The organism is Fervidicoccaceae archaeon, assembly GCA_038878695.1.
Taxonomy (GTDB): Archaea; Thermoproteota; Thermoprotei_A; order Sulfolobales; family Fervidicoccaceae; genus JAVZVD01.
This window is the reverse complement of the sequence record JAVZVD010000001.1, coordinates 191,826-214,213: the sequence shown is the minus strand read 5'-3', so window position 1 is coordinate 214,213 and position 22,388 is coordinate 191,826. Positions and strand designations below refer to the sequence as shown.

Below are 22,388 nucleotides of genomic sequence, written 5' to 3'. Positions count from 1 at the left end.
TCCTCACCCGGTTGGGTAGTCATCTGGCACCCTAGCTCTGAAGTACATGCCGGTATCGGGACTCCGAAAGAGCCCTATCTTGACGGACCTCTTGCCTCGGGGACCGAGCGACCACACCTTGAGGGGCTCTAATTCAACAATCTTCCCGGTGGTCTTATCTTTGACTTTGACCTTCAACGTCGTCACCGAAATCCCCGACGTACTCGAGAGATATAAGGGTTCCTACATCGCAATCTCTCCGGGAGGCAGAGAGTTCAAGCATGAAGGTAAACTGCGACGTGAGATTCCACGATGTGCTCGAGTTCTCCGAGTGCGCGGAACACCCGTTCTTGCTCATAGCGGAACTACTCAGGTGTCTCTCGGATCGCGGCGGCGAGTACGTGGTCAGAGTACCAGCTGGGAGCATACCACATAATGTGCTACAGGAGTACGCGGACCGCTATGGAGCCGCGTATACTTTCAAGAGAGATAAAACGAAATTAAGAATTGGTGAGCGCGAGGTCGAGATCGACACGGAAGTCTACTTCTTCTCTAAGCGTTAGCGCGCTCCGAGGAGAATTATAAGCTCTCGGAAAACTTTCGGAAAAGCCTCTCCCTCTCCGGAACCTCGTTACCTATGGCCCTATGTAGACCCGGACACGGGCACATTAAACGAGGGATCTCGGTGAACTCTTGCGAGCTCTGTGGTAAAGCGGAGCTCGTGTGGAACTATCGTAGCGGCGAGATAGTATGCGCGGGCTGCGGCCTAGTTGTCGACGCAATACTCGCGTGCCCCCGCGCGCCTCCCGAGGAGCCTCGCCGATCTGCTCAACGCCAGCGCCCCTCGCGTTCTGTCCTCTCCTCTGGACCTCGAAGGAGCGCCTATAGAGAGTTCGCAGCGCTCGTGAGAGCGAGCTCTGGCCTAGCCTCTGGCAAGCTCTTCCTCAACGAAAGCGCCTTCCGAGAGTATTTACGAGGCGAGCGCGGGCGTGCGAGGTTGCTCTTGAGCGATGCAAGCGCTCGGGCTGCCGAGCTGCTTCGAGAAAACGGAGAGCTCGCGGAAATCTTGGAGAGCGTGATTAAGCGCTCTCCAAGGCTAAACTGTAGAACGGATAGAGCGAAGGCGGCTTTGGCCATGATGATATTGAAGGCTATGAGGGGTGAGCCGCTAAATGCGAGCGCGTTGAGGTGCGTAGCAACCGAGACGGGCGTCAGCCTCTCTCACGCTAAACGACTAAGGTCCCTATTATCGAGAGAGTTAAGAGCGCTGAAGTTGTCCGGGAGCCTTTCCGAATACTCAAGAGCCTTCTCTGAGATAGGGGCAAAGCACGAGGCCCACTCGACCTTCACGCCGCTTTTGCTAACGAACTCTGCCAAGCGGGAGCTGCTAGCTCGCCACTCAGCACAGAGCACGACGGTCTTAGAATCCGGATAAGACTCGCCGTGCCTGCGTAGATACGATAAAATAGCTTTTATCAGACGCGGCGAGGGGCCTTTCTCGTTGAGGCCTGGTGTTACGGCGTGACCGAGAGGATAAGTTCGCGAGAGCTCCGATGGTATTATGCCCAATAGCTCATCGTAGTAGACGACGTGGTCCTCCTCGGTGATGCTCTCCTCGTCTCTCCGAAACCTCGGGAGCATGATAAGGCGCTTCACGGTACGCGGCGGAGTATATTGTTTTCTAACGTATTTGAGTGCTCGAGATATCCTGGGATTCGTCAGCGATAGCGTCGAGTAGATCAGAGGTGCTCTCGCTCCTGAGTTGTAGCGCGGGTCGAGTTTCTCGAGGTAATTAGCGTGTTTCCTAGCGATGAGCCCTAACGCTCTGCGAAGCGAGGGGTGCTTACGCGAGTACTCCTCGAGGAGCTCCCATAGCCTACCCTCTTTTATCGCCTGCTTCGTCTCTCGGAGGACCAATTGTATCGCGTAGAGGTTGTGGGTGGCGAGGAGCCTGGTTCTCTCGGACGGTTCCAGCTCGAGCAGCTCGGTCACGTCCAACTTGGAGCACACGGGGCAACAGCAGGGGAGGCAGCTCAATTGCTCAAGACGTCTGGTTCCAGAGCTCGTCACGTATCTGCCATCGCGAGCGAAGAGGATGTACGAGGAGGAGTCGAAGAGGTCAACCCCCATAGCCACCGCGAAAGGAATCATCATAGGATGACCCGCTCCGAAGAGATGTAGAGGCTTAGCAGGGGGGATGTGCTTTCTCGAGGCCGCTACCATATCAATCACGAGATCGTATCTGTACTTCTCTAACATACGCGTGGGGCTGCCGAGCGCGTACAAATCGAAGTCGAGCTTAGCGCTCTCCGCGGCGCTCTTCTCAACGAGGTCTAAGTGCAGGCCCCCTTGCACCGGTAGGACCCAGAGTCTCTTATCGCGATCAAGCTTGTTTGCGACGGATTGGGCCCTCCGCAGTGTCTCTTCCACGGTATAGAGTGCCCAGTCTCTATCGTAGGAGTCGCCCGTCGGCACGTCGAGTATTACGGCTATATCGCTGTCTATCTCCTTTTGGAACTCCACTATGGTTTCGTTGTCTACATCTATGGAACCGTACTCTAGGAGTTGATATGCTCCGGAATCCGTCATGACTACGAGCTCGTGCGTGCCGAGTAGTTCGTGAATTGAGCCGCGGTGCCCCCGCTTGAGGAGCAAATAAGCGTTGATAGTCACAGCCTGAAAGCCGACCGCCATCAGTTCGGCGAGGCTCACCTCTTGACGAGCCATATCTATGACAGGGAATAGGTAGGGCGTCTCTATGGTACCTCTGCGTGTTCTGAGCTCACCCACCCTGCCAGCTAGACATCTTTCTTTCACTACAAAGATGGAACATCACCCCGCGCGAACTCGCGCGGTCTAACTCTAATTCAAAAATTTAACTAAAACTTCAACTTTTCTTTTTCTTGGATTCCAAGTACTCGGTGTAAATGCTATATATTTTGTGGGCCAAAGGGCCGCTCCCCTCTACCCCTTTCTCCGTTACTTTCACGCTGTTGAGTATTACCACCATGCCGGCCTCAGGTATGACTCGCATATCGGCCTCGCGGAGGTTCAGCTTGCTAGCGACTATGCTGGCAAATTCCTCGGGGTCGAAGAGAGGAGCCTCTAGAGCCGAAATCGATATTATACTATCGTGAAAGAGAAACATGGTAGGGAAAGTGTTAACGGAGTCTGTGGCGTCCTTCAAGAGAACATTAAATGTGTTCGTGTCGAAGCCGTAGAGCTTTCCTCGAATCACCGTACCGTCTTTCAATCTCACGCTCACTTCTTTATCGAGTAGAGCGTTGAGCTCGCTCATGAATCTTCTGGTCGCGCTTGAGACGCTCACCGAGACCTCACCCCTTTCTCGGGAGCTCTGGGCGTCTATGTCGGCTAAACCGATAAATAATGCTACGTATCGTCGAAAGTTCGACAATGAGAGGCCAGATCTCATGATAATGGCGCTTCGTGTGAGAGGGCTCGAAACCTCCGCTATACCGAAAGTCAAAGTGCTCGCTTGCGATGGCTCGAGCGGCGAGGACGTGTTGGTGGAGTTCCACGAGGAGTTTGGGCTCTCTTACGAAATCGGCGAGGAGCTCGAGCTCGAGTTAACGTATTCCCGACCGGAACTCAAAGAGAGAAAAGATTATTGTGGCAGAGCATTCTTGTACTCAATAAAAGAGAAGGAAAATAAAAAAGTCTACCTCTTCTCCATAGGCGGCTTCATTCTAAGGATAGCGAGCCCTCGAGAATTGGCAGACCTCGAAGTGGCCAAAGAATACTACTTCTGTCTCAGGAGGGCGCGCCGCGCGGTCTAGACTCGACGGACGGGAGAGAAGCGGTCCGCAACCATGAAAAGGGCGACTCACATATTATTCGGGGTCGGGCTGACCCTTTTTGTTCTAGATCCTAACGCCGAAGACGCTCTCTTGACCGTCGTCTCAGCACTGTTAGGGAGCTTGACACCCGATGTGGATCTACGCGTAGGACATAGAAGAACTCTCCACGGACTCCCATCTTTACTTGCGACCTCGATAGGAGTATACATCCTTGCGCAGCACCTGTCGGAGCTCGGCTCTCCCTTCCTCTTCGCCCTCTCCTATGCCCTCTCCTACGCTTCGCACTTGGTGCTCGATGGCTTAACAAAGCGCGGCATCGACGCCCTTTGGCCTCTGAGACGGGGAAGCTACGGACTCGGCGTGTTGCGTTACGATGACCCCCTCGCCAACGCATCGCTTTCGGTCGCGGGAGCGCTCCTGTTGCTCGCGTGGGCGCTGGGAGCTTACTCGCTTCGTTGAAGAGGGCGCAAGCGCGATTGCGAAAACACCAGATAAATGAGCAACAAGCATAATTAACCTAGGCGAGAGTGATCCCTCGCGCGGTGCAAGAGAAATGAAGGTGAGGATCGACCCTAGAGACCAATGCCTGGGAGACGATATATGCGTAAATCTATGTCCAGCCGTGTTCGTTCGCTACAGCGACGGCAAGGCCGCGATCGTGGAGGCATATCGCGTGGCGGGGAACATAGCCGAGGGCGAGGTCCCCGACGCGCAGAGCGACTGCGTCAACACCGCTGCGCAGTCCTGCCCGGTCGGGATAATAATCGTGGAGTAACGAGTGGGGGTGCTGCGAGCCAACTAGCGTTTTTTCCCCTCGACCTCCTCGAATGTTCGGGCCCCTTCGAGAAGGATGAGCGGGCCCTCAGTTGGTAAATATATTTTCCATCGACGACTCAAGTGAGCGTCGGGCCGGAGGATTTGGTGGAGCGAGGAAGGGAGAAAAGAGCAGAAGAACACGTAGGCAAGATCCCCATAGCCGAAGTCGTTAGGAAGATCATCGACTTGAACATCCCTCTCCTCGAGTGCCTCAGAATGGGGGTCGTCAACTATACCTGGGCATCAGAGAAAATAATGAGCGAGGTCCTCAAGCTCTCCGGACGCAAGAGAGTCAACGTTGATGCCATAAAAGCTGCATTGATAAGATATCATGATGAATTAAAGAATGAGGCTGAAATAGAAAGGAAAAGTGTGATCGAGGTGCTGGCTCGAAGCTCGATCGAGCTCCAAGACGATATAACCGTCATCACCATCCGGAGGCACGCGGCAGAGCAGCTCATGCCGGACCTACTGAGACTCGCTTCCGAGAGCAGATTCTTCAGTCTGGTCGAGTCGAAGAGATTTTATACCGTGACGATCAGCTCAGAAGACGCCTCTAAGATCGTCCGCAAATTGAGCGAGGAGGAAGTGCTTGAGCAGCTCACAGGTCAATCGATAATAGTCCTCATAAGTCCACACGAAATAACCACAACTCCCGGCGTTATTAGCCACATCTCCAGACATCTATTCAATAGGGGCATAAACATAACGCAGGTGATAAGTTCTTACACCGACACAATGATAGTAGTGAGTCGAGATCAGGCGATCAAAGCCCTCGAGGCCCTCCAAGAGATCGTGGAGAGCTGCAGAAAGCTGGTCTCAGCTCACGCGTCGAGAACCTCCACGGCTCGGTCTTCGCAAACGTAGCCCTCGAGCTTCAATTTAAAGCGTTTGGCAAACGAGCACAACTCGCTGAGAGGAACGAGAGCTTCGCCCCCTCCCTCGAGCTTTATGTAAGCGTTCTTGCCCCATATCTCCACCCGAGCTCTCGCGCCCTTCTCTTCGCCCTCCCCGCCGAAGGCTCCTCACCGCTCTTTCTCATTTTCGACGCATCGCTCAGCCGAGCGGATCAGCGCTTCCGAGAACGCGCGCACGCGAGAAGGTTAAAATATTCTCTCCCCGTTGAGGCGGTACCTGCGAGGGAACACGAAGCCTCTCTAGAGCTCAGAGCGCGTGGAGTTGTATGAGACTTACGCGATTGCTCGCGGCGACTCTCGGAGCACTCTTAGTGCTCGTGTTATTGGCCGGGTACTTGCTCCCACTGATTGGATCCCTTCTGGAAAAGAGTTACGAGGTAAGCTCCGAGGGGGTCTACGTGTTAACCGAAAGCAGATGGACCAGAGTCAAACTCGACGGCTACTTCTGGTCTCCCCCCGACAACGGAGGCTATATAGTGTACTTCAATAATCTGAGGTGTCCCGCCTGCAGAGCCTTCGACCCAACTTGGGAGGACTTCGCTAAGAAATATGGGAGAGAGAACTTCACGCTCGTCGAAGTGGTGTGCACATGGTTCGCGATCTCATGCTCAGACCCCACCGCGCGCGCAACTTTCAATGCGTATTCGATTTATCAGAGCCCCACCCTGATGGTAATATACAACATGACGATACTTTATAAGGGAGTCCCTCCCACTGCCGCAGACGAGATATTCAAACTATTCAATGAGGCTATAACATTTTACCGCAACGCCTCTCTGGCTGTCGCTGGGGAGTAGAGTTGGGGCCGCTCTTCCTCGGAACATGGAAAAGGCGTGTACGAGAGATTCACCACGCGCACTCTACTCGAAAGCTCGCATAGCATCTCTCGGAGCAACCACATCGCGGCTCTCATCTTGGCTACGGAAAAAAGAGGCCGTCCCCGAGGCGCGAGTGAGCTCTCAAGGTGCTGTAGACCGAGATCCATACCGATCAAGTAAAGCTCGCGCTCAGCTAGCGCGCCAGCTAGCGCAACAGCGCGGTCGCCGTCGGTGAAGCCCTCGATGTCGTAGACTGGAGGCGAGGAGCCCACTTGAGAAGTCAGGAGGATTCGCGCCCCCCCTCTCAGGAGAGGGGGGACGAGCGAGAGGAGCTCTCGCAAGTTATCACCGTGCGCGTGAATGACCAGAACAGCTCGAGATGACGCGTCGAGCAACTCGGCGAGGCTTAAGCCGTCGAGATCCGTGACCACGATGTTAGGCCGCGCACTGAGCAAGCGGTAAGCGCCGTCGGCCGCTACGACTACGCAGTCTTTTTCTTCAACAAGGGCCTCGACCAGAGCCGACTTCGCTCTTAATGAAGGCCCGGCCCCGGCCGCAACGAAGCACTTTCCTCTCTCGAGCTCATTGGGTGAAAGCAGGCGCTCTCTGCCGTATTTCACGGCCAAATGTCGAGCTAGCTCTCTTGCCCGCAGGTCTGAGAGATAATCTATGCCTGTCCACGCTCTGACCAGCTCATAGAGGTCGCGCCTCATGATATATCAACGAACTCCTCTTTTCTCGACACGATAACTTGGCGATAGGGTCAAGGGGTGATTTGCCCTCACGAGGTCCAATCTTCTTCTCGAGGTCGAGCTCGGGGCGTTCTTTAGGTGGGCCGGGTTCTCGCGGGCCAGCTTTATTGCGTCTTTAATCGCCTTCGCGTAGAGTTCGACAATCTCGAGGGGCTCTGTCTCGGTGAACTCTATCATCAGAGCCTCCTCAATTATCAAGGGGAAATAAGTTATTGGTGCGTGGAGGCCCTGGTCCAGAAGGAACTTAGCGACATCGTTAGCCGTTACCCCCGTCTCCTCGGCCAGCTTCTTCGCGCTAAGGACCACTTCGTGCATTCTCGGCTTGGAAGGAGCCATAGGCAAATCTATCCCATCTACTCCTTCTATTAACTTTATGAAGTAATTCGTAGACGCCACGGAGTTCGCCGCCGCCTCGCGCAGACCGCGAAGGCCGTGGCCGAGTATGAATATGTACGCGTAAATTAACGCGGGGAGATTGAAAAGCGACGAGGTCATATCGCCCACGCTTCTGCTGGGTCTTCTCAACACGTAGCGACCGCCTACTTGGGCGATCACGTAGCCGGGCAGGTACTCGGCCAACTCCTCCGTGCAACATAGAACTCCGGCTCCCGGACCGCCGCTACCGTGGGGGGCCGAGAAGGTCTTGTGCACATTGAGATGCGCTATGTCGAAGCCCATGTCGGCTGGTCGCGCCCAGCCCATTATTCCGTTCAAATTCGCTCCATCGTAGTACATTAAGCCGCCGACGCCGTGGACGATATCACAGATCTCCGTAACCCTTTCCTCGAAGAGGCCCAGAGTGTTCGGATTGGTGAGCATCATGCCCGCGGTCCTCTCCGTGGCGCTGAACCTGAGGGCCTCGAGGTCCACCAGGCCGTCGCGTCCCGTGGGAATTCTTACGACCCTGAAACCACCCATGGCCGCACTGGCTGGGTTCGAGCCATGAGCGCTATCGGGGATTAGGATCTCGTCCTTGTGGGCTCGCCCTTTGTCGCGCTGATAGGCCTTGATCATTAACACGCCCGCCAGCTCACCCGAAGCGCCAGCCGGCGGGTGAAGCGAGCATACCGGCAGACCTGTAAGTTCGGAGAACCAGGTCTGGAGCTCATAGAGAAGCTCGAGGACTCCCTGCGAGCTCTCCAACTCGAGCATCGATTGGTGCAGCTCCGCGAGCTCCTCCGACAGCAGCATCTTCCAGGCCAACCTTGGGTTGTACTTCATCGTGCAAGAGCCCAGAGGCGTCGTGCCTGTGTCGACGCCGAAGGACTGCTGCGAGAGCCTAGTGAAGTGCCTCACGACCTCTAACTCCGAGAGAGAGGGTAGCTCGAGGGACTCGCGCGCGAGCTCTCCGAGCTCTCTCAGAACTCTCTCAACGAGTTGAACTTCGACCTCCCCAAGAGGAGCGAAGCCGGTCCTCTCGCGAAGCGGAAGCTCGAATATTAGGGGCTCGTCCCAGTCCGCTTGCCTATACCTCATTGCTCCTCACCGATGGCCCGCGACAGGGTTCTCGCGAACTGCTCTATCGTGTCGGGGCTATGGACCTCTGTGAAGCAAGATTGAGCGAGCCTCTCTGTTCTCGAGAATAGGGAGAACGGGACGAAACCCTCTTTGAGCACTCTCGCGTAGATCGCTCTCGCGTCCGAGCTCGGCGGGAGAGCGTACACTATGTTCTTGTAGTGCCTCGAGTTGGGGTACTTGAGCGCAACGCCCCCCCTCCTCAGGTGCTCGAGCCCAAGCCGAGATCTCTCGTAGATCAGAGAAGCTATGTAGCGCAGCCCTCGGCCCCCGAGGAGCGAAAGATGCACGGCCGCTGCGATGGCGTTGAGAGCAGTATTAGTCGTTATATTGCTCGTCGCCTTCTCTCTCCTTATGTGTTGCTCTCTCGTTTGGAGTATCAGGGCGTAAGATCTTCTGCCGTCGACGTCTAGCGTGGCGCCGACGAGCCTTCCCGGCAGCTGTCTCAAGAGCGCCCTGTCCATCTTAATGCCGAGTATCCCGAGCCTGTTGCCTCCTCCGTGCATCGGTAAGCCCAGAGGCTGCCCCTCAGCCACCACGACATCGGAGCCAAGCTCGCCGGGTGGCTTGACTAGAGCCATCAGCGTCGGCTCTACGATCGATATAGCGAGAGAGCCGAGCGAGTGCGCGAGCTCTATCCCCTCTCTCAATCTATCGTGGAGGACCCCCTCCGAGGTAGGTAGCTCAAGAATTACCGCGGAGGGCTTGATCTTTCTGCCCTTGTCCTCGAGATCTCCGAGGTCTGGTGCCCCCCTCTCATCGATGGAGTATTCGACCAGGGTCACTTCTGGACCCCTTAAATAGGTAGCCAAGACCCTTCTATACGATGGGTAGAGGTTCGATGGAATCAGAACGGCCTTTGAGCCCTTGACTCGTACAGCCATGAGAGAAGCCTCGGCCAGCGAGGAAGCTCCATCGTACATGCCAGCGTTAACCACATCTACGCCGAGGAGCTCCGCGACCAGGCTCTGGTATTCGTAGAGGGCTTGTAGAGCTCCCTGATTAATCTCGGGCTGATAGGGCGTGTAAGCCGTGAGGAACTCCCCTCTCGATAAGATATACAACGTCACCGGGTGAACGTAATGCGGGCATGCCGGGCCTCCTGCGAAGATCCTATCTAGATTGACTCGCGGCCCGCGCTCCAATCGCTCTCTGATTCTTTTCTCGACCTCCCAAGGAGGGCTGGGCTGAGGCGGGATAGACCTGAAGATCGCTCTATCTAGGAGATCACGAGGTATCGCGGCTTTCATGAGCTCTTCGATTGAGCTCACGCCCAGCGAGCTTAGAGCCCTGGCTAGCTCTGAGGCGTTTGGAAGCCATGGATGTAGCGTAGCTTTGACACCTCGTCCGCGACTCTGCTATGCGCAAAAGCCGTCTAAGCTCTTAAAGCTCTCTGATATATTCTTCCTCGTCCTCACTGGGCTCGCGGCGAGATGAGATGAGGCGCTCCGGTGGGCCGGCTACGCGCCTCGTTAAGATCGCGATTTTCGCGATCGTCGCGCTGCTGGCGCTATTCTCGATTCACTCAGCGCTTGAGGGGAGAGCGCTCGTAGCTGTCGTCTCGGGATCGAGCATGTTGCCCCTTCTGCGTAGTGGGGACCTGGTCTTCGTCGAGGCCAAAAAGTCCCATGAGATAAAGGTTGGTGACATAATCGTGTACAGAAGTGTGCGCGGGCATCTTATAATACATAGAGTAATCGGCGTAGTGGACGCTGGAACCGGCGTAGAGTTTGTCACGAAGGGCGACAGCAATCCATTCGATGACAGCTTCCTCGGGGAATACAGAGTCGGGCGCGGCGTTCCCTACGAGCGCGTGGTAGGAGTAGTGTGGTCTCCGCTAGGCATACCATTCAAGTTACCCTACGTAGGCGTGCTCGGCTTATTATTGAGAGCCGCTAACTAGGGACACTCGACGCCCGATCAGCGGCGAGGAACGATGAAGGTGGTCTTCATCACTGGTGGGGTGATGAGCGGCCTAGGTAAGGGGATAACCACCGCGAGCATCGCAATGCTGTTTTCTAGAATGGGCTACAATGTGACTGTGGTGAAGATAGACCCCTACATAAATGTTGACGCTGGCACGATGAATCCCTACATGCACGGCGAGGTCTTCGTCACGGAGGATGGAGGAGAAACGGACCTCGACATAGGCCATTACGAGAGATTCCTCGGGAAGAACCTCTCCAAGAGGAATAACATCACCACGGGCAAGATATACTCGAGGGTCATAGAGAAGGAGAGGCGCGGCGAGTATCTTGGCCAGACGGTCCAAGTGATACCGCATGTGACGAACGAGATAAAATCGGAGCTCCTCGAGATCGGGCGCTCTCAAGGCGCAGACGTGATGTTCGTCGAGATTGGAGGCACGGTCGGCGACATAGAGAGCTTGCCCTTCCTCGAAGCGGCCAGACAAATGCTCGTGGAGATGGGGCAGAGCAATGTTGCGTACGTGCACGTGGCCTACGTGCCCATACTCCCGCAAACTGGCGAGCACAAGACCAAGCCGCTCCAGCATAGCGTCAATGAGCTCAGGAGGATCGGTATCCAGCCCAACATCATAGTAGCGAGGAGTCCGAGACCCGTAAGCCGCGCGGTCAAGGAGAAGATAGCGCTCTACGCGACCGTCCCGAGACAAAACGTGATCGATAACCCGGACGTCGAGATCGTGTACGAGGTGCCCCTGATCTTAGCTCGCGAGGGTCTGCCGGCTAGACTGACCGAGACTTTGAGGCTCGAGTACCGAGAGCCGGAGCTATCGGATTGGAGACAATTCGTCGAGCGCCTGAGAAGCGCCAATAGGAGAGTCAGGGTCGCTATGGTGGGCAAATACACCGAGCTCCCCGACAGCTACCTCAGCATCAGAGAGGCCCTCGTCCACGCCTCCGCTGTCGTGGAGGCGAAGGTCGAGCTCAAGTGGATTGAGGCCACGAATGTGGAGCACGGGAAGATTGACATCGAGGAAGCTCTGAGCGACGTCGATGGGGGGATAATACTGCCTGGCTTCGGTGCGCGGGGAGCAGAGGGCAAGGTCAAAGTCCTGAAGCACGTGCGCGAGCACGGGCTCCCTCTGTTGGGCATATGCTATGGCCTCCAGCTGGCCGTCGTAGAGATAGCGAGGAACGCCGCTGGCCTAGAGGGGGCGAATTCCACCGAGATAGATCCTAATACCCCGCACCCTGTGGTCTCTCTCCTCGAGGAGCAGAAGACCGTTGACCGCTTGGGAGGTACAATGAGACTGGGAGCCTATGAGATAGAGCTCGTCAAGGGGACCAAGGTCCACGAGCTCTACGGGATGGACGTCGTGTCGGAGAGGCACAGACACCGCTATGAGGTTAACCCGAAGTATCTGGATGCTCTCGAATCTTCGGGGCTCATCGTATCAGGTCGAGACACCCGCTACGGGAGGGTAGAGTTCATGGAGTTGAGAGGCCATAGGTTCTACGTACTCTCTCAACCTCACCCGGAGTTCAACAGCAAGCCTCTTCGGCCGGCGCCTCTATTCGTCGGTTTTCTGAGGGCTTCGCTCGAGGCGCGCTAGCCTCGAGAGATAGGAGCTCAGGCGGCGAATCATCGACCGCCCACCTCCGTCGCCTCTCGTTGCAATCAATCCGGCCAATTCCTCGATCTTTTCTCTCGACAGAGTCAGAGTAGGTCTCTCGGGGAGTAGCCCTTGGGGCCTGAAAAGGACGACGGCCAGTATCATGGCACCGATCATTATGTACTCCAACCACTCGGGATTGATCCCAACGATCGACGCTATCGCCCCCTTGTAGAGGAATATCGCCGTCCTGGTCAGAGTGTATAGAACCACGCCGAGCAATATGCCGATGTTGTTTCCAGTTCCGCCCAACATCATGAAGGCCCAAGGCCAAAACGTCCACGTGAGCCTCGTGTAGGTATCCGCCATGAAGCTCCCGGTGTACAAGGCCCAGAGGGCGCCGGCCATAGCAGCCAGCGCTCCCCCAATCATGAGGACCTGCTTCCTGAGCTTGACCACGTCCTTTCCAAAGACGCTGGCGGCCACCTCGGAGTCTCTCGCTGCCTTCAGGGTCCTGCCCAGGGGCGACCTCACTAGCAGCTCGGCGTAGATCAGCGTCGCTACCGCGAAAAGCAGGAAGACTGACGTGGCGAAGAGGAATCTCGACTGACCAGCGCCAACGAACCTGAAGGGATCGATCACAATGACTCCCATCGTGCCGCCGGCCAGTGGCACGTAGTTTTTGGCCACGGTTACGAGCAGGTCTCCGAAGGCCAGAAGAGTTATCCCGAGATAAGCCTCTCTGAGTCTGAGAGCAGGGTAGCTGCACGCGTAGCCGACCAGAGCCCCGATCACTGCCGACAACACTAGGGTGAAGAGCAGCGTGGCAACGGAGGCCAGCGGGCGCTCGGCGAGCCACGAGTTTATCGCCGTGACCACACCATAATTATATAGATGATACGCGTAATTGGACCCCCACGGCATACCTAACAGCGCAGCTAGGATCCTGCCGGGCACCGCGGCCGCCACGACGGCTCCAGTCACTACGGTTAGGAGTCTGCCGAATTGAGGGATCCCGAGTAGGCCCACCTCCACGTTGAGGCTCGTTGTTACCATGAGAGCCGCGGAGAAGTTCACCAAGATCATGAGGAGGATCGGGGGAACTTCCACGTACTATCACCTCGACGTCCTATGCATGAGAGCGGCGAGGCCGCTCGGCTGCAATAGAAGAGTGGCGGCGATGAGGGCCAGCGGTATCGCGGGCCTATACGCATAGATCCAACCTCCGATCGCCTGACCCAACAGGGCCACGCCGAGATACTCTCCCAGGCCAACGAGCAGGCCGCCCAACAGGCTCCCGTAGACTGAGTACAGCCCCCCCACTATCGAGCCGGCGAAGAATGTCACTATGAGGGTCATACCGACAGCCGTGTAGCCTGAAACCACGAGCGACAAGAGTGAACCGGCGAGTCCGGCCAGCGCTCCCCCAATTAGCCACGCGAGGCTGTAGATTTTATTCGGATTGACTCCACAGAGTTGAGCCAGAGCCTGGTTCTCTATCGTGGCTCTGAAGGCTATACCTAGCTTGGTCCTATAGAGCAGCACTCCCAACAGGATCACCGCGAGAGCCAGAACCGCTGGCGCGACTACTCCCACGAGCCTGAGCCCGGCTATGTAGATCTCTCTCGTCTCCAGCAAGAAGTACTTGGCCGGGTATTTGTGTACCTTAAGCAGGTAATCCGCAAAAATGTTCAAAGCGCCAAAGAGTACGAGATCCACGCCCAGGGTCGACATCATTAGGGTCAGCTCCGAGGCGCCGACTCGCAGCAGCCTTCTATTGACGGAGTAGTACGTGATGAGGCCTAGCAGTGCCGAGAAAAGCGCGGCGATCGGCACGAAGAGGTAGGGGGAGAGGCCTGTAGCGTAGGTTAGAGCAAACGTGACGTAGAATCCCCACGCAACCATAGAGGCGTGAGCAAAGTTGAACGTCCGCGTTGAGCTATATATCAATGTTATGGATGCCGCGCCGAGCCCGATGCAGCTGGCGTAGGCCGCGGCCTTGACCACTATGTCGAGCAAAGGCTCACGCCAGGGCATCGAGCGAGGCGAGGCGCTATTATGTTTTTCTCGCCTCTCGGTAGCCTCGCTTTGCGCCCGGGAGCAAGCTTTTTTTAACACCCTTTGTAGTAACTCCCTCTAAACAATACCACAAGAGGTAGTTAGAATGGCGTCCGAGAAGAAAGGAATCTCAGGCTATATCTACGCTATTATGGTAGCACTGCTGTTGATCGGCGTGGCCGTGGGATTCGTCGCCGGTCGAGGAGCCGCCCCCACTCCCGTGATAAAGACCACGACGATCACCGTCACCGCCACGGCGGCTCCCGTTGGGCTAACCGGGGAGGTCAAAATCGGGGCCCTCCTGCCCTTGACGGGAGTCCTCTCGACTTTCGGGGCCCAATTCAGGGAATCGCTGCTTCTCGCCGAGAAGGAGATAAACGATTACCTCAACGCCATCGGAAGGCCGTGGAGGATAAAGTTCGTGATCGAGGATACGGCAACGGACCCAAAGACCCACTTAGATAAGTTGCAAGCGCTGCACGGAGCGGGTATTAAGATCTTCGTTGGCGGGGCCTCGAGCGCCGAGCTGAGGGAGTCGCTGGGTTACGTGACGGCTAACAAGCTGCTCATAATTAGCCCCTCCTCGACCTCTCCGGCCCTAGCGCTGAAGGACACGGCCCTGAGGTTTACGCCGAACGACGTTTATCAAGGGAAGGCCATAGCCGACGTGTTGTGGCAGAGAGGCGTCAGATGGGTCGCCCCCGTGTGGAGAGGAGATACCTGGGGCGATGGCCTGAAGGAGTACACGATTAAGAGGTTCCTCGAGTTGTGCGGAGCCAGTAAGGAGAGCTGCGGAGTCCTCGAGGGCATCAGATATGACCCGGCCGCTAAAGAATTCTCGGCCGAGGCCGCTAAGCTCAACGCGATAGTCAGAGATGCCGTGGCTAAGTACGGGAAAGACAAGGTCGGCGTACTCGCGATAGGCTTCGAGGAGACGGCGGCTCTGGTCCTTGCGGCCAAGGCCTACCCGGCGCTCAGCGAGGTCGTATGGCAGGGATCTGACGGGACTGCCGGCATAAGCCAGTTCCTCGACCCCTCTATTGCCGACTTCGTGGTCAAGACCAAGATGTACAATACCATGGCGTCGCCGGGCGTCTCCCCGCACGCGGACAAGGTGAGGGACTACATCAAGCAGAAGCTCGGCATGGACCCGATAGGATACGCGTACTTCGTTTACGACATAGCCTGGACGCTGGCCCTCGCGTTGGACGCCGTGGGGAAGTACGACCCCATCGCGGTCTACAATGCTTTGCCTCTCGTGCTCAAGCACTACATCGGAGCATCAGGCTACATAGAGCTCGACGAGAATGGCGATAGGTCGGTGGCCGACTTCGACCTGTGGGTCGTCACCCCGAAGGACGGGACGTACGTGTGGAAGATCGCTGGACTATATAAGGGCCTAACAGGCACCGTCGAGTGGTATAGCTGAGAATGCCGCCGGAGATCCTCGAGACCGTTGGGCTGACGAAGAGGTTCGGCGGGCTAGTTGCGTTAGACAATGTAGATGTCAAAGTGCTCAGGAGGACGCTGACGCTCTTGATAGGGCCTAACGGCGCCGGCAAGACCACGCTCGTCAACGTGTGCACAGGCGTCCTCAAGCCAGACGCCGGCAAAGTCTACTTCAGTCCTTTAGACGACGAGAGGCTCGACATAACCGGGTGGCCTTCTCACAAGATCTACTCGGCGGGTCTCGTTAGGACTTTCCAGATACCTCGGCCTTTTTTGAGTCTCACGGTGCTCGAGAACGTGCTTGTCGCAATGGGAGGTAACGAAGAGGGCCCCCTCAAGGCCCTCTTCAGGAGGCTCTGGATCAGACAGGAGGAGGAGAGGATCAAAAGAGCCTTTGACGTTTTGAGGCTCGTCGGCCTCGAGGGCGTCTGGAACGTTCAGGCTCTTAAGCTCGGAGCGGGGCACCTGAAGATGCTCGAGGTGGCGAGGGCCCTGGCCGCGGGCGCTAAGCTGGTAGTCCTCGACGAGCCGATAGGAGGAACTGACCCGGCATATGCCGTCGGGATATTCGAGAAGCTAAGGAGCCTGAGAGAGAAGATCGACGTGAGCTTCCTAATAATAGAGCACAGGATCGACGTGGCGCTCCGCTATTCCGACTACGTCTACGTCATGGACCGAGGCAGGATCCTCTCGGAGGGCTCGCCGGAGAAGGTAGTGAACGACTCAAGAGTAATAGAAGTTTACTTGAGCGGTTGAAAGCTTTGCTGAGGACTTCTTCGCTCTGCTCGGGCTACGGCAAGCTTAGGGTCCTCTTCGATGTGAACTTCGAGGCCAAACGATCCGAGATAACCGTGGTAGTGGGTCCCAACGGCGCCGGCAAGACCACGCTGCTCAATAGCGTCGCCGGCATGGCCACGATACATGGAGGCAAGATCCTCCTAGACGGACAGGAGATAACGGGGCTGCAGCCCTACATCGTGACCAAGCTTGGCATCTCCTACGTCCCACAGATCGGGAACGTATTCGCGGGCCTGACCGTCGAGGAGAACCTCAGGCTGGCGTGCTACGGCCTACCTGACTACAGAGTCTCGGAGAAGCTCGAGGAGATCTACGCGATGTTCCCAGTTCTCAAGACCTTCGCTAAGAGGAAAGCGGAGACGCTGAGCGGGGGTGAGAGGAGGATGCTGGCCATAGGGATGGGGCTGATGAGAAATCCCAGAGTGCTGCTCCTCGACGAGATCACCACCGACTTGGCGCCCGTCTATGTCAAGAAGGTCCTGGATAAGGTCGTGGAGCTCAGAGACTCCTTAAAACTGACCGTAGTGCTAGTCGAGCAGTACGCCGCTCGCGCTCTGCAGATAGCGGACAGAGCCTATCTCCTGGTCAGTGGACGCATAAAATACGAGGGGGACCCTGCGTCTCTCGCGAGCCACCCAGAGTTGTCTAAGCTTTACCTAGGCTTGTGAGAAAGCTCGAGAAAAGCTCACGTGCCGGTGACGCTGACCTTCTCGGCCAATCTCGAAAGGCTCGCGCACAGCTTATCTCTGACACTCGGCAGCCCGCGAGCGATCTTACGACACTGTTCTGCTGCGCTCGATGCGGAGAACCCTCGGTAGTACGTCTCGAGGAGCCTCAACACGGTGGAAGCGGCGAAGTCCACGTCCTCGCTAGTTAACGCGTAGTTCTTGCACTCGAGCGAGGCTCCCGAGAAAGCTGAGACCATCTTCTCTATGAAGCCTTGCAGAGTCGTCGGCCTCACGAGAGGATTAACTATGAACTCCTGAGTGAGCCTCTCGAAGGCCTCGCGGAAGCAGCTCCCCTCAGTGCCCAAAGTAGACCCCGTTCGTCTTCTCGCGCGGCGGTAGAAAAAGCTTGATGCCTTCGACTCGGCCTCTTGCTCTCACCAAGGCTTTTACAGCTTGCGGGCGAGACTCGGTGCAGAAGCGACCGTGCTTGCGCTAACTACAAAAGCCCTATGGTGAGGAATAGAGACTGCGGGAGGGCCCGTAGTCTAGCTGGTCAGGACGCCGCCCTTACGAGGCGGAGGTCCGGGGTTCGACTCCCCGCGGGCCCATCACGACACGACTCAAAGAGCACACCCCCTCATTCTTTTCTCTTTCGCGTGAGCAAGTACCTCACGACATTGGTCGACTCGAGTACGTGTCCAACCTCGTAATGGGCCACGGGGTATAGGGCGTTGTAGTACCCCTCGAGGAAGGACTCAACGAATAGAATCATCCTCTCAGGCTCTCCAGCGAAGGCCCTCATCTCAGCAGCCGTCGCTTTGATCTCTACAACGTTCGGCGAGGCCCTCCACTCGAGCACCCTCCCGAGGTTCTTAGACTCTATGACGTTGATTAGGAACCTCGTCGCCAGCTCCAGCTCTCGATCGCCGATCGCGTCTCGGTCGAGCAGCCGGAGCAATACTGCCGCCGATGATCTGCCCATCGCCATAGCCAGAGAGGCCACGACGAGCTTCCCAACGCTCTTGTACTTCTCCTCGGCGTATCTGAAGAAATTATAGAGCTCCAGCTCATCGATCGGCATAGCGCGGCCGCCCCATCTCGAGATAACGCGCCCGAGCTCGTCACGCATATATATACTGGCTCTCTCTTCTCTCATGCTCACTATCGCGAGCTCTCGCACTTTCCCGAGGGTCGCCTTTATCTTCTCGAGCGAAGGCCCCATCACCTCTATATAGACATTGAACCGGCCATTCATAGAAGGAAAGGCTACGAACCGCTCTAGCTTGGCCTCTGCTGCTTTGAGGCTGGCGATCAGCGAGGACAGAACCCTCCCGAGCTCTCCCTCTTGCACGCTCAGGGACAACGAGATCACCTTCTTCTCGGCAAGGCCCAAGAGGGCTCTCAGCAACTCTTCTCCTGACTTCTCCATGACAATCACGGTGCCCGATTTCGTTATAAAGCAACCCATATTATTTAAATTTATCTTTTATATCATAGTTAAAAGTTCCATAGATGAACTTTGAAATGCTATTTAAATTATTACTCAAAGGGAGAAAAAAAATATAACGCCTCTAAATTAAAAGTTTAAGCGGTGAAACTACGCTTGAGCGGCGCCAAGCGCGAGGCTTTCATGCCGAAAGCTAGCGTTTTCCGCGAGACCTTCGAGCTCGACCCGGGAGGGCTCCCCATATTCAAGGTCTACGCTCCATCGAGCGGGTGGGTGACCGGGAGAGGGGGGGTCAGAGATGACGTGAGCCCCATAGACGGAAGCATCATAGCTAAATATCACGTCATGGACTCGGAGCAGGCGCTCGGGGAGCTCGGCGAGCTCCACTCGAGTGGCAGATGGGACGTGAGGAACACGCCCGGCGAGAGGAGGCTCAAGATCCTCGAGAAGACGGCCGACCTCTTGGTCAAATACTCAGACGACTTAGTCGAAGCTCTAGTGCTTGACGCTGGCAAGACCTACGAGCTGGCTCGAGGAGAGGTCAAAGCTAGCATTGATAGACTCGAGAAGGCCCTGCTCGACCTCAGGAGATTCTCTGGGGACTACATACCGGGGGACTGGGACGCTCATACGCTCGAGACCGAGGGACTCGTCAGGAGGGAGCCCTACGGTGTCGTCGCCTGTATAACGCCCTTCAACTACCCGCTTTACGACTCCGTAATGAAGGTCGTGGCCTCCTTCGTAACCGCCAACGCCATTATACTCAAACCATCGCTCCACGACCCGATAGCTCCTATTCTCTTCGCACGGCTCCTGCTCGAGGCGGGCTTCCCGCCGAGGGCGCTAATGCTAGCTGTCATGGAGGGCGAAGAGTTCAGCAAAGTGCTTCCCGACAAAAGAATAGGAGCTGTGCTTCTCACCGGTAGCAGTGAGACAGGCAGGCGGGTGCTCGCCACGGCCGGGGTGAAGAGCTATTTGCTCGAGCTGGGCGGAGGCGATCCAGCTATTGTGCTAGGAGACGCCGACCTCGAGAGTGCGGCCAGAGACATAGTGACCGGTATAATCAGCTACTCCGGGCAGAGATGCGATGCTATCAAGATAGTCCTCGTCGAGTCTCAAGTCTACGATATCATGAGGAGACTTTTAGTGAGCGAGCTCGAGAGGAGGGTCCGAGTAGGCGATCCCCGCGATCCGTCCGTGACGGTGGGTCCTCTCATAAGCGTCCAAGCTGTCGATAAAATGGAGGCGGCCATAAGAGACGCGCTCGAGAAGGGAGGGCGCCTACTCTTCGGGGGTAAAAGGTTGGGGCCTACTTATATTGAGCCGGCACTGATCGAGGCGCCGGCGGATAAAGTCCAAGAGATGGAACTCTATAGAAGAGAAGTCTTCGCTCCAGTGGCTCTACTCGTAGAGGTGACGGACCTCGATCACGCTCTAAGGTTAGCCAATGGGAGACCCTACGGCTTAGACGCGTGTATATTCTCGAAGAACTTAGACTACGTAAGGCGAGCGGCGAGATACTTGGAGGTCGGGGCAGTCTACGTCAACATGTTCCCCAGACACGGCATAGGCTACTACCCGTACGGTGGCAGGAAAGAGTCGGGAGTTGGTGTGGAGGGCATAGGCTATAGCATTGAGTACACCAGCGCCTACAAGAGCATAGTGTTCAATTACAAGGGCGCGAGGATCTGGGACTACGTGTTGTAAGATTTTCTTCCTCCAAGATCGCATGGTCTAACTTTAAAATCTTTTTGAACATAATTAGACGCTAAGGTGCCGATCATCTTGGAGGGCTCCTCGAGGGTCGTCGTAGTTACTGGCGCCTCGAGTGGAATCGGTAGGGAGATCTCGAGGGAGATGTGCTCTAGAGGCTACAAGGTCGTTGGGATCGGCAGGAGGAGGGACAGGCTCGAGGAGCTTTCCCGCGAGCTCCGAGGACGTTTCGAGTATAGAGTCGCCGATCTATCGAGGGGGAGTGAAGTCCTCAGGCTAGCAGAGGAGATCGCGAAGGTCGCCGGTCATGTCGACGTGTTAATTAATAATGCCGGTTTTGGTCTATACAAGAGAGTACTAGATCACGATCTCGAGGAGCTCTACTCAACGATCGAGGTCAACATGGTATCGCCCGTGGCTCTAACCAAGCTGTTATTACCTCTCATGGGACGGGGCTCCGCGGTAGTATTCGTCATCACGGCCGGCGTGCACTTCTTCATGAAGAGACTACCCGTCTACGGGGCGGCTAAACTAGGTCTCCACTACATGGTAAGATCGCTGAGGCGAGAGCTAGGTGAGAGAGGGGTAAGGGTCATTGCAATCTATCCGGGCTACATTAACACGGAATTCCACGTCAAAGGCGGAGGAGAAGTCCACGGAAAGGGAATGAGCCCGAAGGAGACGGCGAAGATCATCGCCGACGGCATAGAGAGGGGGAAGAGAGTGATCTATGTTCCACCGAGCCTAGGGGTGTTGAGGGTCCTGCTCCCGCTGTTCTTGCCCCCTATATGAGGGGACTCTGTATCGCTCGTCTCGCCTAAGAATACCTCAATAGAGACGACGTCTCCGTCCTTCAGCCCGAGAACTCGCCTCAGGCTCACGGGAGCCACGAGCTCCACGACGCTCTTTGGGTGACTCGTCCTCTCGGGCAGCACGAGGCCTGCTGGCTCGTACCCGTTGATCCTTGCTCTGTAAACTCTGACTCCTCCGTAAGTCCTAGTCTCATCTTCGAAACCGGGCACGAAGCGTCCTCCGACATCAAGCGCTGCTCTCTTCCAGACGCTCTCCCCGGCGAGTCTTACGTTAAGCGTGCCCGGAAAGGGCTTGAAGCCTAATATCTTCTCGAGGACCTCAGAGTACTCGCGACGACTCAGGTAAAATCTGCCCTCGCCGAGACCGCTGACGACCACCCCCTCGAGAAGGAGAACTCCGCGGGAACCCTCCACCACTGAGGCTATCATAGAGTGCAGCTCCTCGAGAGCCTTAACGCCCAGCGGGGTCAGCTCTAAGAGCTCGCCTCGACGGCTAATTCTCCTGCTCACGTATCCCAGCTTCTCGAGTTCTCTGAGAAGCCTAGAGACGCTCTGCTGACTCACCCCCGCCAGCGATGCTATCCTCGACTGCGTGGTCCAAATTTTGGACTTGCCTTCCATGCATAGGACCAGGAATGCCACGAGCTTTAGCTCTCTGTAATCCACCTCACGGCCACCTTGCTCAGCTCATCGGCGACCCGAAGAGGGATCACGCCTCGATCGTCCGATACCAACTTAACAACGGCCTTAGCCTCGTCCACAGTGAGAATATTGCCCGGGCTGACGTAGAACTTCGAGCCTCCGAGCACGAGCACGACTCCCAGAACCTCTGAGCCCTCTACCAACAGAAGCCCGGCTCGGCCCTCTACTTCCGAGCCCACGAGCCTCCTCCGAGCTATACCGACGCTGGGCACGCCTAGGACCACGCCCAGATGCGTGGCTATGCCTGCTCGCCTGGGATGGGCTCGACCGTGTCCATTGACTAAGACCACGTCGAAGTCACTCGATAGGGCTTTCAGAGCCGCTATCATTGGAGGTAGCTCCCGAAAGGCCAAGAAGCCTGGGACGTAAGGAACCGAGACCCTCGTCACGCAAACGGCCTCATCAATCGTGGAGCGCGAGCGCACGTCTTGAACTACGGCCGCTCCTACGGCGAGAGCTCGGGAGTATGCGACATCGACGCAGGCTACGCGCTTCGGCGCGCGACCTAGGCCATCGAATCTCGCCCTCTTCGCTATCTCGAGCTGAACGTTGGAAGCTCTTTCGAGGTCGAGCAACGGAAAAGCCCTC

At 56.5% G+C, this 22,388-nt stretch carries 24 protein-coding genes, 1 tRNA gene and 1 pseudogene; 14 read left to right on the top strand and 12 right to left on the bottom strand.

Annotated features, from left to right (window positions below; genetic code table 11):
• Window positions 1-3: 3 nt before the first annotated feature.
• Complete coding sequence (locus tag QXU97_01245; protein MEM4035233.1) at window positions 4-186, bottom strand: chromatin protein Cren7; 183 nt, start codon at window positions 184-186, stop codon at window positions 4-6.
• A gap of 74 nt (window positions 187-260) precedes the next feature.
• On the opposite strand from QXU97_01245, the gene QXU97_01240 reads away from it, so the two are divergent.
• Window positions 261-542 (top strand): hypothetical protein, encoded by a 282-nt coding sequence (locus QXU97_01240; GenBank protein ID MEM4035232.1) that lies wholly within the window; start codon window positions 261-263, stop codon window positions 540-542.
• Between the two features lie 658 nt (window positions 543-1,200).
• On the opposite strand, the gene tgtA is transcribed toward QXU97_01240, so the two are convergent.
• Together tgtA and QXU97_01230 are read right to left on the bottom strand one after the other, a co-directional pair.
• Window positions 1,201-2,796, bottom strand: coding sequence for a tRNA guanosine(15) transglycosylase TgtA (gene tgtA, locus QXU97_01235; GenBank protein MEM4035231.1), 1,596 nt, complete (start codon window positions 2,794-2,796; stop codon window positions 1,201-1,203).
• Window positions 2,797-2,866: 70 nt separating this feature from the next.
• Complete coding sequence (locus QXU97_01230) at window positions 2,867-3,307, bottom strand: Lsm family RNA-binding protein (GenBank protein MEM4035230.1); 441 nt, start codon at window positions 3,305-3,307, stop codon at window positions 2,867-2,869.
• Window positions 3,308-3,344: 37 nt separating this feature from the next.
• On the opposite strand from QXU97_01230, the gene QXU97_01225 reads away from it, so the two are divergent.
• From QXU97_01225 to QXU97_01205, 5 genes are all read left to right on the top strand, one after another.
• Window positions 3,345-3,776 (top strand): DNA-directed RNA polymerase subunit G, encoded by a 432-nt coding sequence (locus tag QXU97_01225; GenBank protein ID MEM4035229.1) that lies wholly within the window; start codon window positions 3,345-3,347, stop codon window positions 3,774-3,776.
• A 33-nt stretch (window positions 3,777-3,809) separates the two neighbouring features.
• Window positions 3,810-4,256, top strand: coding sequence for a metal-dependent hydrolase (locus tag QXU97_01220; protein ID MEM4035228.1), 447 nt, complete (start codon window positions 3,810-3,812; stop codon window positions 4,254-4,256).
• Window positions 4,257-4,350: 94 nt separating this feature from the next.
• Window positions 4,351-4,572, top strand: a complete 222-nt coding sequence (locus QXU97_01215) for a ferredoxin (protein MEM4035227.1) — start codon at window positions 4,351-4,353, stop codon at window positions 4,570-4,572.
• Window positions 4,573-4,718: 146 nt separating this feature from the next.
• Window positions 4,719-5,480, top strand: coding sequence for an ACT domain-containing protein (locus tag QXU97_01210; GenBank protein MEM4035226.1), 762 nt, complete (start codon window positions 4,719-4,721; stop codon window positions 5,478-5,480).
• A gap of 316 nt (window positions 5,481-5,796) precedes the next feature.
• The gene (locus tag QXU97_01205; protein ID MEM4035225.1) at window positions 5,797-6,327 is read left to right on the top strand and encodes a protein disulfide isomerase family protein; all 531 of its coding nucleotides are present in this window, start codon (window positions 5,797-5,799) and stop codon (window positions 6,325-6,327) included.
• On the opposite strand, the gene QXU97_01200 is transcribed toward QXU97_01205, so the two are convergent.
• From QXU97_01200 to gcvPA, 3 genes and pseudogenes are all read right to left on the bottom strand, one after another.
• Window positions 6,291-7,061, bottom strand: coding sequence for a 6-hydroxymethylpterin diphosphokinase MptE-like protein (locus tag QXU97_01200; protein MEM4035224.1), 771 nt, complete (start codon window positions 7,059-7,061; stop codon window positions 6,291-6,293). The genes QXU97_01205 and QXU97_01200 overlap by 37 nt on opposite strands.
• 6 nt (window positions 7,062-7,067) lie before the next feature.
• Window positions 7,068-8,576 carry an aminomethyl-transferring glycine dehydrogenase subunit GcvPB gene (gcvPB, locus tag QXU97_01195; protein ID MEM4035223.1) on the bottom strand — a complete coding sequence of 503 codons (1,509 nt, stop codon included), beginning with the start codon at window positions 8,574-8,576 and terminating at the stop codon, window positions 7,068-7,070.
• Window positions 8,573-9,928: pseudogene (gene gcvPA / locus QXU97_01190) on the bottom strand (aminomethyl-transferring glycine dehydrogenase subunit GcvPA). The gene gcvPB and the pseudogene gcvPA overlap by 4 nt, the downstream one beginning before the upstream one ends.
• A 125-nt stretch (window positions 9,929-10,053) precedes the next feature.
• On the opposite strand from gcvPA, the gene QXU97_01185 reads away from it, so the two are divergent.
• Both QXU97_01185 and QXU97_01180 read left to right on the top strand, forming a co-directional pair.
• A complete protein-coding gene (locus tag QXU97_01185; GenBank protein MEM4035222.1) occupies window positions 10,054-10,518 on the top strand; it encodes a signal peptidase I in 465 nt (154 codons plus the stop codon).
• 33 nt (window positions 10,519-10,551) lie between these two features.
• On the top strand, window positions 10,552-12,153 hold the full coding sequence (locus QXU97_01180; protein ID MEM4035221.1) for a CTP synthase: 1,602 nt from the start codon (window positions 10,552-10,554) through the stop codon (window positions 12,151-12,153).
• Here the strand turns inward: QXU97_01180 and QXU97_01175 are convergent.
• Window positions 12,112-13,263 carry a branched-chain amino acid ABC transporter permease gene (locus QXU97_01175; protein MEM4035220.1) on the bottom strand — a complete coding sequence of 384 codons (1,152 nt, stop codon included), beginning with the start codon at window positions 13,261-13,263 and terminating at the stop codon, window positions 12,112-12,114. The two genes, QXU97_01180 and QXU97_01175, sit on opposite strands and share 42 nt — an antisense overlap.
• Window positions 13,264-13,269: 6 nt before the next feature.
• Window positions 13,270-14,172, bottom strand: coding sequence for a branched-chain amino acid ABC transporter permease (locus tag QXU97_01170; protein ID MEM4035219.1), 903 nt, complete (start codon window positions 14,170-14,172; stop codon window positions 13,270-13,272).
• A gap of 145 nt (window positions 14,173-14,317) precedes the next feature.
• Between QXU97_01170 and QXU97_01165 the strand changes: the two genes are divergently transcribed.
• Genes QXU97_01165 through QXU97_01155 form a run of 3 tightly spaced genes read left to right on the top strand, consistent with a single transcriptional unit; the run spans window position 14,318 to window position 17,126 of the window.
• A complete protein-coding gene (locus tag QXU97_01165; GenBank protein ID MEM4035218.1) occupies window positions 14,318-15,640 on the top strand; it encodes an ABC transporter substrate-binding protein in 1,323 nt (440 codons plus the stop codon).
• 2 nt (window positions 15,641-15,642) lie between these two features.
• Complete coding sequence (locus QXU97_01160; GenBank protein MEM4035217.1) at window positions 15,643-16,416, top strand: ABC transporter ATP-binding protein; 774 nt, start codon at window positions 15,643-15,645, stop codon at window positions 16,414-16,416.
• Window positions 16,417-16,421: 5 nt separating this feature from the next.
• Window positions 16,422-17,126 carry an ABC transporter ATP-binding protein gene (locus QXU97_01155; GenBank protein MEM4035216.1) on the top strand — a complete coding sequence of 235 codons (705 nt, stop codon included), beginning with the start codon at window positions 16,422-16,424 and terminating at the stop codon, window positions 17,124-17,126.
• Window positions 17,127-17,143: 17 nt separating this feature from the next.
• On the opposite strand, the gene QXU97_01150 is transcribed toward QXU97_01155, so the two are convergent.
• Window positions 17,144-17,491: a hypothetical protein gene (locus QXU97_01150; protein MEM4035215.1), complete on the bottom strand. Its 348-nt coding sequence runs from the start codon at window positions 17,489-17,491 to the stop codon at window positions 17,144-17,146.
• 169 nt (window positions 17,492-17,660) lie between these two features.
• Between QXU97_01150 and QXU97_01145 the strand changes: the two genes are divergently transcribed.
• Window positions 17,661-17,734, top strand: a tRNA-Val gene (locus QXU97_01145).
• A gap of 29 nt (window positions 17,735-17,763) precedes the next feature.
• Here the strand turns inward: QXU97_01145 and QXU97_01140 are convergent.
• Window positions 17,764-18,555, bottom strand: a complete 792-nt coding sequence (locus QXU97_01140; GenBank protein MEM4035214.1) for a hypothetical protein — start codon at window positions 18,553-18,555, stop codon at window positions 17,764-17,766.
• A 174-nt stretch (window positions 18,556-18,729) separates the two neighbouring features.
• On the opposite strand from QXU97_01140, the gene QXU97_01135 reads away from it, so the two are divergent.
• Together QXU97_01135 and QXU97_01130 are read left to right on the top strand one after the other, a co-directional pair.
• Window positions 18,730-20,280, top strand: coding sequence for an aldehyde dehydrogenase family protein (locus QXU97_01135; protein MEM4035213.1), 1,551 nt, complete (start codon window positions 18,730-18,732; stop codon window positions 20,278-20,280).
• A gap of 66 nt (window positions 20,281-20,346) precedes the next feature.
• Window positions 20,347-21,078 carry an SDR family NAD(P)-dependent oxidoreductase gene (locus QXU97_01130; protein MEM4035212.1) on the top strand — a complete coding sequence of 244 codons (732 nt, stop codon included), beginning with the start codon at window positions 20,347-20,349 and terminating at the stop codon, window positions 21,076-21,078.
• On the opposite strand, the gene QXU97_01125 is transcribed toward QXU97_01130, so the two are convergent.
• On the bottom strand, window positions 21,015-21,764 hold the full coding sequence (locus QXU97_01125; GenBank protein MEM4035211.1) for a DUF120 domain-containing protein: 750 nt from the start codon (window positions 21,762-21,764) through the stop codon (window positions 21,015-21,017). The genes QXU97_01130 and QXU97_01125 overlap by 64 nt on opposite strands.
• A complete protein-coding gene (locus QXU97_01120) occupies window positions 21,746-22,375 on the bottom strand; it encodes an endonuclease V (protein ID MEM4035210.1) in 630 nt (209 codons plus the stop codon). The genes QXU97_01125 and QXU97_01120 overlap by 19 nt, the downstream gene beginning before the upstream one ends.
• Window positions 22,376-22,388: the final 13 nt, after the last annotated feature.

Excerpts from the sequence above, each read along its gene's own strand:
- QXU97_01240 (MEM4035232.1), top strand. The coding sequence starts at position 261 with ATGAAGGTAAACTGCGACGTGAGATTCCACGATGTGCTCGAGTTCTCC.
- QXU97_01225 (MEM4035229.1), top strand. The coding sequence starts at position 3,345 with ATGTCGGCTAAACCGATAAATAATGCTACGTATCGTCGAAAGTTCGAC.
- QXU97_01220 (MEM4035228.1), top strand. The coding sequence starts at position 3,810 with ATGAAAAGGGCGACTCACATATTATTCGGGGTCGGGCTGACCCTTTTT.
- QXU97_01215 (MEM4035227.1), top strand. The coding sequence starts at position 4,351 with ATGAAGGTGAGGATCGACCCTAGAGACCAATGCCTGGGAGACGATATA.
- QXU97_01205 (MEM4035225.1), top strand. The coding sequence starts at position 5,797 with ATGAGACTTACGCGATTGCTCGCGGCGACTCTCGGAGCACTCTTAGTG.
- QXU97_01200 (MEM4035224.1), bottom strand. The coding sequence starts at position 7,061 with ATGAGGCGCGACCTCTATGAGCTGGTCAGAGCGTGGACAGGCATAGAT.
- gcvPB (MEM4035223.1), bottom strand. The coding sequence starts at position 8,576 with ATGAGGTATAGGCAAGCGGACTGGGACGAGCCCCTAATATTCGAGCTT.
- QXU97_01185 (MEM4035222.1), top strand. The coding sequence starts at position 10,054 with ATGAGGCGCTCCGGTGGGCCGGCTACGCGCCTCGTTAAGATCGCGATT.
- QXU97_01180 (MEM4035221.1), top strand. The coding sequence starts at position 10,552 with ATGAAGGTGGTCTTCATCACTGGTGGGGTGATGAGCGGCCTAGGTAAG.
- QXU97_01165 (MEM4035218.1), top strand. The coding sequence starts at position 14,318 with ATGGCGTCCGAGAAGAAAGGAATCTCAGGCTATATCTACGCTATTATG.
- QXU97_01160 (MEM4035217.1), top strand. The coding sequence starts at position 15,643 with ATGCCGCCGGAGATCCTCGAGACCGTTGGGCTGACGAAGAGGTTCGGC.
- QXU97_01140 (MEM4035214.1), bottom strand. The coding sequence starts at position 18,555 with ATGGAGAAGTCAGGAGAAGAGTTGCTGAGAGCCCTCTTGGGCCTTGCC.